Genomic DNA, 11,910 nt, shown 5'->3' with positions numbered 1-11,910 from the left:
TTTAATTAACTAAATTGGCTACAATTTTAGTTGCACAACCCATTCGATACTGTGCTGGTAAATAGCCAATGCTTCTTGTATAGGGATATTTAATGTGTTTGTCAAGTCGCTTATTTTCTTTGTATCGTTTGTTTCTAATGCGATAACAAGGTCGTATAAAAGTGAATAAATACAAGGATAGCCATTTAGTCCTTGTTGAATTGCCTCGTCAACGTGTAGTTCTTGTAATATTTCATGTAATGGGCGATGAAGTAATAAATGTAAAGACGAACAAATACCCATAAAAAATAAAACATCTTTTTCATCATGCAAATGAATAAGTCCAGCTAGTTGCTCCAATGTTTTTGCACGTACAAGACAATTAATAATTACTTCATTTTTAAATGGCTCGTTTGGCTCTTGTAACGTTAAAACGGTAAGCCAGCTTTTTAAGTGGTTTGTTCCTAATAAAATCGCTGCATGTCGAATTGATTTGATTTTTGGAGTAGAAGATAAAAAAAACGAATTAACGGTTTTTAATAGCTGATATGTTAAAGAAGGATCACTTTCGATTGCTGCAACGATTTCTTCAAAGTTTAGTTCGTTTTTATTTAATTGAGTAATTAAAGATAAACGAGATGTGTGTGCGATTTTTGGCAACGATTTTTCTTTTACTATAATCGGTTTGCTGAAAAAATAACCTTGAAAATAAGAGAAACCGTTACGAACTGCTTCTTCTAATTGATCACTTGTTTCAATTTTTTCTGCGAGCAAGTGAATATGGTACATATCAACGTATGGTCTGAATCGTTTATAATCATTTTGCTTTGAGAAATCAATTTTTATTATATCAATGTATGGAAAAAGAGGGATATATTGCTCGAAAAAAATAAAATCATCAAGAGCAATCATATATCCTTCGGCTTTTAGTTTCCTGCAAATGTCTAGCAATCCTTCTGAATATGGGATGTTTTCTAAAATTTCGACGACGACTAAATTTTTCGGAAAATGAAAGGGTAATTGCTTTTTTAATAAAGTTTCTGTAAAGTTAATAAAACAACGAGCACCATTCGTTAATTTTTCAATACCGATGTTCATAAAACTGTTGATCAATACATCAATGGTAGCTTTGTCTCCGTCGATCGCATCATAAAAATTTTTGTCTCCACTTCGATATAGCAATTCGTATCCGATGACTTCATAATTTTTATTAAAAATCGGTTGTCTACCTACGTAAATGTCCATATTTTATCCCCCAATTTATAAAAAATGGCTAAATTTTGCGATCAACTGCGAACGACGTCCTACCTCAAGCTTTTGAAAGACGCTATTAATATGATTTTTAATTTAGGAAAAACATTCTATTTTATAGTGCCATACTGTAATAATGTAGGCGTTGATATACGAAGTGAATCTTCTTTTATTGTCGATTCATTTTTGTAAAAAAAATATTTCACAAAGTAGATCAGCCGATGGCTGATCTACAAGGTGAAGCGTTGAATGAGTTGTTGTAGCTTCGTCGAAATATGCGCAAGTTGTTTTGCAGATTCATCTAGTTGTTTTGAAATGTTTGCTTGTTCGTCAATTGAATTTGTCGCTTCTTGAATTTCTTGTTGAACATCTGTTGCTGTTTCTACAATGTTTTCAATAGATGCGGTGACTTGTTCCACTCCAGCTGACATTTGTTCTGTTGCCGCTGATATTTCTTGAATTTCTTCTGAAACAATGTCTGTTTTTTGGACAATTCGTTCAAAGGTTTGAGCGGTGTTTGTAATCACTATGCTTCCTTCTTTAATATCATCAGCTCCTTGCTTCGTTACTTCCTTCACTTCTTGTACTTGGTGCTGGACATGGCTAATCAAGTCGCTCACTTGTTTCGCTGCTTCATCTGCTTGTTCAGCTAGTTTTCGAACTTCCTCTGCAACGACGGCAAATCCTCGCCCAGCTTCTCCAGCACGGGCTGCTTCAATGGCGGCATTTAGAGCAAGTAAATTTGTTTGCGATGAGATGGCGCTAATCGCTGCAACGATATGTCCAATTTGTTCAGAATATGACGTGAGATTATTCACTTGTTTGTTAATAAGAGCGAAAGATTGTTCGATTTGCTTCATTTGTTTTACGGTTTGTTCAAGTTGCTCTTTTCCTTGTTTTGCCTCATCGGACATTTCTTTCGCTGAATCAGCTACTTCCGATGTCGACTCGGCTAGTTTTTGAACCCCAGTCGCCATTTCCTCCATCGCCCTCATACTTTCAAGCAATGCTTCAGTTTGTGACGCCGTTCGTTCTGTAATTTCACTCATTACCTCATGCACATATGTGCTTGCTTCACTATTTTGTTTTGCGTTTGTCGCGATATGGCTGGCTTCGTTTGATAATTGGTTGCTTTCATCAGACAATGTTCTAATTTGCTCGCGAAGTTGATTTACCATTGTTTTCATCGCTTTTGTTAATGTGCCGATTTCATCGTTATTCGGTAATGCTTCGATTTGAATATTTAACCGACCTTGAGCGATTTGTTCCGCCATATGTGCAGCATGACGTACAGGAAGCAAAATACGACGTAGTGTGAAAATGATAAAGAGCGCGAGTAGTAAAATTAAAGCTGAAATTCCAATTGCTCCGTCCACGAATAGTTTTTCAATACGTTGAAATGCAGTGCTAGATGGAACGGATAAAACGAGCGCCCAATCCTTTTCAAACAAAGATAATTCGATAGGTGCAAAAGCGCGCAACATATCGTCTTGAAGAAGTTGTGAGTAAATTTCATCAGTAAAATGCTCCCCACTTGCGATGCGCTTCAGCACAGTTTTTCCTTTATCAAGTGTAATGGTTTTTCCGATGAACTTTTCTCCTGCGCCACTTGCAATAATCGTGCCATCACCAGTGATAAAGTTTAAAAACCCGCCGAGTGGTTTTTCTTTGCTTACGAGTTGTTGTAAAAACGACACTTCAAAGTCGACCCCGACAATACCTAAAAACTGATTTGTTTCAGGGTCAATGAGAGGGAGAATGAGCGATGTGAGCAACACGCTTTTTCCGTTCACTTCATATGTGTACGGTTCAAGCAATAACGGTTTTTTAGTATTTTTTGGCGTTAAATAATAATCCCCTGGCCCCTCTTTATCATAATCACGGCTTGCTTCTACAATGATTGCTCCATCGCTACGGACAACATACGGTACAAAGCGGCCTGTTGCATCATGTCCTTCTTTATTAACGTACATCGCATCTTTTCCATCAAATGCATTTGGCTCCCACAACGTATAAATGCCGAGCAATTGCTTGTTATGATCGAGCAAATTGTGCATATGTTCTAATATTTGTTCGCGGTTGAGACCATGTCTTTTTGCAAAAAGCATATACTCCCCAAACGATTGTACAACTTTTTGCGCTCCATTAAATATTCCTTCAACTTTATGAGCGTATGAAGCCGTTTTTTCTACGGCAACCGCTTTTGTAAGCTCTTTTTCCTCTTTTAAAACTTGGTATAGCATTGTGCCTGTAGCGGTAATAGATATAATTGCAACAATTATTGAAAGTAAAAAAGCTGTTCGAAAAATAAGACTGCGGTCTCTCCATCTTTTCATACGATATACCCCCCCCATATAGATCCAAAGTTCTATTCTTTCACATAGTAATATAGTATTATACAGCAAGTCATCGTACAAGAGTAAAAGAGGCTATTTCGCCTCTTTTACAATTTCTTTATAAACTTTCTCTTTATCAAACCCTTTTTCGCCCATGCCGAATGTGTCGATGACGCGGTTGTTTTCGTCTAAAAAGTATGTGAGTGTTGTATGAATAAGCATGCCGTTTCCAGGATCGCGATATAGGAAGTTAAACGCGTCCGCTACTTTTTTTGTATCTTCTTCACTACCTCGTAAAAAAATCCATCCTTCATTATCACTTTCTACTCCGAACATGTTCGCATACGTTTGCATCACTTGTTGTGTGTCGCGTTTTGGATCGATCGTAATTGTAATAAATTCGACTTTCTTTTTAAATAAACCGTCTTTTTCGAGCTGTTCTTTTAACTGTTTCATTTGAAATGACGTACTTGGACAAATGTCCGGACAGTTTGTGTACACAAACTCGAGTAGACGTACTTTCGGTTCCATGTTATTGAATGAATACGGTTTTCCCCACGCGGTTTCCATTGTCACGTTTTTTGGAAACTCCATTTTTTCTTGCCGATAAAAAGAAAAATAAAATATACCAATGCCAATACAAATCGCAAGTAAACTAAAAAAGCCGATGTATAGTTTTTTCAACGTATATCCCTCCCACTTTCATCATACATAATCAACGTGCCAATGAGGAGAACGGGACGTGACAATTATTTGAATTTTTTTTCGTTGTTCTAAATGGTGAATGAAAAACTAAACTAATAGTAGTAACGATGGACAAGGGGGGAAGGGCAATGAGAAAAATCGCTTTTTGGACGTTATTCCTTTATGCGATGTACGCACTATTTTTTGCATTTTACTTATTTCAATGGACGGACTCATCCATTCCAGCACAATATAAAGGCACAAGTGCAGATCCTGCAACGTTTTTAACGAAAAAAGAACTGATGCTTACCGAACAGTTTTCCGAGGTGAAAAACTTTTTATTCTTTTTATCTGTTCCATATGAGTGGGTTATTTATATTTTTGTGTTGTTGTTTGGTTTGTCAGCGCGTTTTCAACAATGGGCGGAGGCGACGACGAAACGGCGGTTTATGCAAACGGCGATTTACGTCTTTTGGTTATCGCTTCTTGTACAAGTTGTGACGTTTCCGCTTAGCTATGCAAGTTACTACATGGCGAAAATGTACCATATTTCAACCCAAACCTTTTCGAGTTGGATGCGTGATGAACTGATTGATTTTTGGGTGAATTATGCGATCATGGTTGTCATTGTGTATGTATTATATGCGCTTATGCAAAAATTCGAAAAACGATGGTGGATATACGCGTGGCTTTGTTCCATTCCGTTTACGCTTTTTTTAACGTTTATTCAACCTGTGTTTATTGATCCGCTTTATAACGATTTTTATCCGCTGAAAAATAAACAGCTAGAAGCAAAAATTTTAGCGCTAGCGGAGAAAGCAAACATTCCAGCAGAACACGTATTTGAAGTAAATATGTCAGAAAAGACGAACGCGTTAAATGCGTATGTGACAGGTATCGGAGGCAACTCGCGTATTGTGTTATGGGACACGACGCTTGAGCGGTTAAGCGAAGATGAAATTTTATTTATTATGGCGCATGAGATGGCGCATTACGTCATGAAACATATTTATTGGGGGATAGGATTATATATTGCCGTTGTATTGATCGGGCTGTTTTTAACGAATCGATGGATGAAACGAATGATGAAACGATTTGGGGCACTTTGCCGCATTGAAAAATGGAATGACCTCGCATCTTTGCCGATGTTTTTACTATTGATTTCGCTATTAAGTTTTGCGGCCAGCCCTGCGATGAATGCTATTTCCCGTTATGAAGAACATGCGGCGGACAAGTATGCGATTGAGCTGACGAAAAATAAAGAAGCAGCGATCTCGACGTTTCAACAGTTGACTCGCTCTAGTTTAAGCCAAGTGCATCCACCTTATCTTGTCAAACTATTTCGTTACAGTCATCCGACCATTTTAGAGCGCATTATTTTTTTAGAACAACAGTGAGATTTTTTTGAAAAAAAATTCATAAAAATACTTTCTTTTCTGAAAATTGTGTTATATAATAAAAACGTCAAAAGGAAAAAGTGTATTATAACAAGAAGGGTGGGAGATGTATCAAAGCTCGTACATAGAGAAAAGAGCGTCACAACTTTTTTGGGGGTCATATGTACGGAAACAGAGGGGTTACGATAAAAAAATTAAGGGGGAGAGAGCATGTTTGAAGAACGTGTAAAACAATTAGAAGAAAGTTGGCAATTGGATGAACGGTGGAAGGGCATTACGCGCCCGTATAGCGCGGAAGATGTTATTAAGTTGCGCGGTTCGCTCGATATTGAATATACGCTAGCGCGTCGCGGGGCGGAAAAGCTTTGGAACTTATTAAATACGGAAGACTACGTTCATGCGCTCGGGGCTTTAACAGGAAACCAAGCGGTGCAACAAGCGAAAGCGGGTTTAAAAGCGATTTATTTAAGCGGTTGGCAAGTCGCAGCCGATGCGAACTTAGCAGGTCATATGTATCCTGACCAAAGCTTATATCCAGCAAACAGTGTGCCGCACGTTGTGAAACGCATTAATCAAGCGCTTCAACGGGCTGACCAAATTCAATATGTGGAAGGAAAAGAAGATATCGACTATTTCTTGCCGATCGTTGCCGATGCAGAAGCAGGATTTGGGGGTCAATTGAACGTCTTCGAACTGATGAAAGCGATGATTGAAGCAGGAGCAGCAGGCGTCCACTTTGAAGATCAATTGTCTTCAGAGAAAAAGTGCGGTCACTTAGGTGGAAAAGTGTTGCTTCCAACGCAAACAGCGATTCGCAACTTAATTGCGGCGCGACTTGCGGCGGATGTCATGGGCGTCCCAACCGTATTAATTGCTCGTACAGACGCGAATGCAGCTGATTTAATTACAAGCGATATTGATCCACGCGACCGAGAGTTTATTACAGGCGAGCGCACGCCAGAAGGCTTCTTCCGTACGCGTGCGGGCTTAGATCAAGCAATTGCGCGCGGATTAGCATACGCACCGTATGCGGATTTAATTTGGTGTGAAACGAGCGAACCGAACTTAGAAGAAGCGCGCCGTTTTGCGGAAGCGATTCATGAAAAATTCCCAGGTAAATTGCTTGCATACAACTGCTCGCCTTCCTTTAACTGGAAGAAAAAGTTGGATGATGAAACAATTGCAAACTTCCAAGTGGAGCTCGGAAAAATGGGTTATAAGTTCCAGTTCGTTACATTGGCTGGCTTCCACGCCCTCAACTACAGCATGTTTATGTTAGCACACGGCTATCGCGATCGCGGCATGGCGGCTTACTCCGAATTGCAACAAGCGGAATTTGAGGCAGAAAAATATGGCTATACAGCAACACGCCATCAACGTGAAGTCGGAACAGGTTACTTTGACGAAGTATCGCTTGTCATTACGGGCGGTCAAGCTTCAACTGTGGCGCTAAAAGGCTCGACAGAAGAAGAACAATTTACAGGTGCATAAAATAACATCCCCTCGAAAAAAACGAGGGGATTTTTTATGAAAATTCCGTATATTTATGGTATAATATTGTCGAAATATGTATATTAAGGGAGGGAGCGGTATGCTCATCGTCGAGCACCTATATTTGACGCGCTATACGATGGGGCTTTTTCCGTTTTTTCACGATAAGCAAATGTGGACGAAAGCGTTAGAGGAAGATGGAGAAATTATCGTCAAACAAAAGCCGATGGAAATTATCGAACAAAGTTGTTTGTATTATGGCGCAAGTTTAAGAGGAAGAAAAGATGGAGCGAGACATATTATTGGCACTTCGCATAAAGCACCGATTGCAGTTGAACCAACGAACGAAATTTTCTTTTTTCCAACGATCTCCCCAGTGAATCCTCAATGTGTATGGCTATCGCATTTACATATTCGTCATCATGAGCATGTTCAAGGTGGAAAAACGCGCATTACGTTTTCAAACGGAACGATCGTCGAGCTATGTATTTCACATCATTCATTCATCAATCAGCTACATCGCACTGCACAGCTACGGACAAAAATGAACGAGCGCATTGAAGCGCGCGAACGGAAAATGATGTATTTACTATACTTAAGGGAAAAGGAATGGTCGTAACAGTTTTCTCTTTTCCTCTAAACTTGTACAATATAATCATGAGCACGTAGCGAAGGGGTTACTGTATGAGTTTAGAGGAATTAAAACAATGGTTTACGATAAAACATATACTTGACATGTTAGCGGAATATCGTTCATTTGGCGTGATTCCTGGCATCGTCTTGCCAATGGCGGAAGCATTTTTACCGTTTTTGCCGCTTTTCGTGTTTATCATGGCGAATGCGGCAGCGTTTGGTCTTTGGAAAGGATTTCTTATTTCATGGATTGGGACAAGTGTCGGTTCACTCCTCGTGTTCCTCCTTGTTCGAAAAATCGGGAGACAGCGCTTTTTCTCTTTTCTACATCGCCACCCGACGATTCGCCGCATGATGCATTGGGTGGAGCGCCGCGGTTTTGGTCCGCTCTTTTTACTGCTTTGCTTTCCGTTTACACCATCGGCAGCAGTCAATGTTGTGGCGGGGTTATCCGGCATTGCGATGCAACAATATATGTTAGCGGTATTTTTTGGGAAAATGGTGATGGTGTTTATGATTAGCTTTATCGGCTATGACGTGGTGGCGCTCGTCCGTCAGCCGCTGCGCACCGTTTTCGTCGCTGTTGCTATTTTTCTTTTATGGTACATCGGAAAAAAAGTCGAGCAACGTTTTGCATTGCACGACGGAAAATAAGAAAGGATGGACAAATATGTCTGTACGTTTCATCATCGGGCGCTCAGGAAGCGGAAAAACGACAATGTGTTTAAAAGAAATGATCGATCAACTCGCACAAAAACCAGATGGCGATCCGATTATTTATCTCGTTCCTGAACAAATGACGTTTCAATCGGAGTACGCGTTAATAAACGGTAGCCTCAAAGGAATGATTCGAGCACAAGTATTTAGTTTCACGCGCCTTGCTTGGCGTATTTTTCAAGAGACAGGCGGCATGAGCCGCCATCATTTAACGCAAACAGGCGTACATATGTTGCTAAGGAAAATTGTTGAACAGCAAAAAGAGCAGTTAACGTTGTTTCGGAAAGCGGCGGATAAACGCGGCTTTATTGAACAACTTGAACAAATGTTGACAGAATATAAACGGTATTGTGTGACGCCAGCGACGTTAAAACAAACGGAAGAGCAGCTGCGCCGCCATGCGACCGCAAATGAAACCGTGCTTGCCGATAAATTAAAAGATACAGCGATGATTTTTGAGCAATTTGAACAACAGATGGCGCATCATTACGTCGATTCGGAAGATTATTTACGGTTGCTTGCCGAAAAAATTCGCCATTCTTCTTATATGAAACGCGCGCACATTTACATGGACGGTTTTTATGAATTTACGCCGCAAGAATATATGGTCATCGAACAATTATTTATTCATTGCCCGCATGTGACCGTTGCACTCACGTTAGATGCCCCGTATGAGCAACTGCCGGATGATTTGCATGTCTTTCGCAGTACGTGGCGGACGTATGCGCAATTGCGCGATATCGCATTGCAAAATGGGGTACCGATTGAAAAAGTAGAACAACTTCGTCACAACGCCCGCCATAAACATGAAGAACTCTGTCATCTTGAAGCACATTACGATGATCGACCTGTCTGTAAGTGGGAAAAACAAACGGAAACGATCGTCATTGGAGAAGCGACTACACGCCGAGCGGAAATGGAAGGCATTGCACGTGAAATCATTCGACTTGTACGAGATGAAAAGTATCGCTATCGTGACATCGCTTTATTGATTCGTAACGTAGGAGATTATCGCAACGTGTTAAAAACAGTGTTTGCCGACTATCGCATTCCGTATTTTATTGACGAAAAAGAACCGATGCTCGATCATCCGTTTATTGAATGGTTGCGCGCAAGTATGGAAGCGGTGCGGACAAATTTTCGTTATGAAGCGGTGTTTCGTGCTGTGAAAACAGATTTCTTTTTTCACCTCGATCAGTCTGTACATGATATGCGCATGGCGATGGATCAACTTGAAAACTATGTGCTTGCTTCTGGCATCCAAGGGGATAAGTGGACGGAGCATTGGACGTATCGTAAATATAAAGGGCTAGAAGGTGTGCATGCACCTCAAACTGATGAAGAAAAACGATATGAACAACAATTAAACGAATGGCGGAAACTTGTCATTTCGCCATTATTGGTTTTACAACAGCGGTTAAAACAAGCAAAAACGGGGCGTGAGCAATGTGAAGCGCTATATGCATATGCAGAACACCTTCAAATTCCGCAAAAATTAGAACGGTTGCGCGATGAAGCGGAAGAAAGAGGTGATCTGTCCGCAGCTCGCCACCATGAACAAGTGTGGCAAGCGTTTATTGACTTGCTCGATCAATACGTTGAAATATTAGGGGATGAAACGCTTTCGCTTGAAACATTTTTAACGATTATCGAAACGGGATTTGAAAGTTTGCAGTTTTCTCTCGTGCCACCGGCAACGGATCAAGTATTAATTGCGCATTTCGATCGTTCGCGCCTTTCGAATATTCGTTGTACGTTTCTTGTAGGGGTAAATGAAGGCGTCATTCCGATGCGTAAAAATGATGACGGCATGTTGTCGGAAACGGATCGTGAATTGTTGCATCATTATTCTTTACATGTTGCTCCGGCAAGCCGTGAGCGGTTGCTTGATGAGCCGTTTTTGCTTTATTTAGCGCTTGTTAGTCCGTCTGAACGTTTATATGTGACGTATGCGCTTTCTGACGAGCAAGAAAAAACGTTGTTGCCATCGATGTTCATAAAACGGCTGACCGATATGTTCCCGAACGTGACAAAAATGCAATGGGGGACGGATCCGTTTTTACTCCCACTACAACAACAGCTGACGTATGTGACAAACGATGTGGCAACGCTCGGTCCGCTCGTGCAACAACTTGAAGCGTGGAAGCGACAATATGCCATTGAGCCGATATGGTGGGATGTATACAATGCCTATGTACAACATGAACAATGGAAAGAACGAATGGCGGTCGTTGTACGTGCGTTATTTTATGAAAATCGCGCGAAACGTTTAAATAAGCAGCTTGCGAAAGCGTTATATGGAAAAAAAGTGAAAGCGAGCATTTCGCGTATGGAGACGTTTAACCGTTGTCCGTTCGCTCATTTTGCGGCGCACGGCTTAAAGTTAAAAGAACGGACGGTTTTTCAATTGAAGGCGCCAGACATGGGACAGTTGTTTCATCAGGCGTTAAAAGTGATCGCCGATCGTTTGCGTCAAGAGCAACTTCCGTGGAGTCAATTATCAAAACAGCAATGTGAACAGTTGTCGTACGAGGCGGTGGAGCAAATTGCTCCGTACATTCAACAAGAAGTGTTGTTAAGCACACACCGTTACCGATATATGAAGAAAAAGTTACAGACGATTATGACGAAAGCGACGACCGTATTAAGCGAGCACGCCAAGCGAAGCGGCTTTGTGCCGGTTGGTGTAGAATTAGGGTTTGGTGATGGAGAACCGCTCCCACCGCTTACATTTACATTGTCGGACGGAACCGTATTGCAGTTTGTCGGTCGCATTGATCGCGTCGACCAAGCAACGAGCGAACAAGGGGTGCTTCTCCGCATTATTGACTATAAATCAAGGCAAAAGACGCTCGATTTAACGGAAGTGTATTACGGTTTAGCGTTGCAAATGTTGGCTTATTTAGATATTGTGCTTGAGTATGCGGAAAAGCTCGTTGGTACATCGGCGTTTCCAGCTGGAGTGTTATACTTCCCGATTCATAATCCGACGATAAAAGTGAATGAATGGCTTGATGAACATGAGTTAGAGAAAAAGTTTTTAGAACAGTTTAAAATGGGCGGATATGTATTAGCAGATGAAAAAACGGTTCGCTTAATGGATGAGCATGTAGAGCCGGGGACAAGCTCTCTTATCGTTCCTGTCCGTTTAAATAAAAATGGAACGTTTGCGCAACATTCAAAAGTGTTAACAGAGCAACAGTTTACGATGTTACGGCAACATGTACGTCGCTTTATTGTTGATGTTGGCGAACAAATGATCGAAGGTGTGACGCATATTGCACCGTACAAACAAAAAAATAAAACCGCATGTCAATATTGTGAGTTTCGCGACGTATGCCAATTTGACGAAGGGATTGATGCGGAACAATATCGCGTATTAACACCGAAACAGATTGATGAATGGTTAAAGGGGTGATTGT

At 40.8% G+C, this 11,910-nt stretch carries 8 protein-coding genes; 5 read left to right on the top strand and 3 right to left on the bottom strand.

The features are described from left to right. Positions 1-18: 18 nt before the first annotated feature. The 3 genes from NSQ23_RS12150 to NSQ23_RS12140 form a co-directional block, all read right to left on the bottom strand. Positions 19-1,224, bottom strand: coding sequence for an HDOD domain-containing protein (locus tag NSQ23_RS12150; RefSeq protein ID WP_339170945.1), 1,206 nt, complete (start codon positions 1,222-1,224; stop codon positions 19-21). A 236-nt stretch (positions 1,225-1,460) separates the two neighbouring features. After that, the gene (locus NSQ23_RS12145) at positions 1,461-3,566 is read right to left on the bottom strand and encodes a methyl-accepting chemotaxis protein (protein ID WP_339170944.1); all 2,106 of its coding nucleotides are present in this window, start codon (positions 3,564-3,566) and stop codon (positions 1,461-1,463) included. A 93-nt stretch (positions 3,567-3,659) separates the two neighbouring features. Then, entirely contained in the window at positions 3,660-4,250 is a 591-nt protein-coding gene (locus tag NSQ23_RS12140; RefSeq protein ID WP_339170942.1) for an SCO family protein, read from the bottom strand. Positions 4,251-4,399: 149 nt separating this feature from the next. Here NSQ23_RS12140 and NSQ23_RS12135 point away from each other — a divergent pair, with 149 nt between their 5' ends. From NSQ23_RS12135 to addB, 5 genes are all read left to right on the top strand, one after another. Beyond that, positions 4,400-5,647: a M48 family metallopeptidase gene (locus tag NSQ23_RS12135; protein ID WP_339170941.1), complete on the top strand. Its 1,248-nt coding sequence runs from the start codon at positions 4,400-4,402 to the stop codon at positions 5,645-5,647. 210 nt (positions 5,648-5,857) lie between these two features. Continuing rightward, positions 5,858-7,138 carry an isocitrate lyase gene (aceA, locus tag NSQ23_RS12130; RefSeq protein WP_339170939.1) on the top strand — a complete coding sequence of 427 codons (1,281 nt, stop codon included), beginning with the start codon at positions 5,858-5,860 and terminating at the stop codon, positions 7,136-7,138. Positions 7,139-7,238: 100 nt separating this feature from the next. After that, the gene (locus tag NSQ23_RS12125) at positions 7,239-7,757 is read left to right on the top strand and encodes a competence protein ComK (RefSeq protein WP_091703056.1); all 519 of its coding nucleotides are present in this window, start codon (positions 7,239-7,241) and stop codon (positions 7,755-7,757) included. 65 nt (positions 7,758-7,822) lie between these two features. Next, entirely contained in the window at positions 7,823-8,425 is a 603-nt protein-coding gene (locus tag NSQ23_RS12120) for a TVP38/TMEM64 family protein (protein WP_339170938.1), read from the top strand. Positions 8,426-8,441: 16 nt separating this feature from the next. After that, positions 8,442-11,906, top strand: coding sequence for a helicase-exonuclease AddAB subunit AddB (gene addB, locus NSQ23_RS12115; protein WP_339170936.1), 3,465 nt, complete (start codon positions 8,442-8,444; stop codon positions 11,904-11,906). Positions 11,907-11,910 lie beyond the last annotated feature (4 nt).

The sequence above is a fragment of the Anoxybacillus sp. FSL W8-1294 genome, from assembly GCF_037965005.1.
Taxonomy (GTDB): domain Bacteria; phylum Bacillota; class Bacilli; order Bacillales; family Anoxybacillaceae; genus Anoxybacillus; species Anoxybacillus flavithermus_G.
The sequence above is the reverse complement of the archived record's forward strand: the minus strand, read 5'-3'. Positions and strand labels throughout refer to the sequence as shown.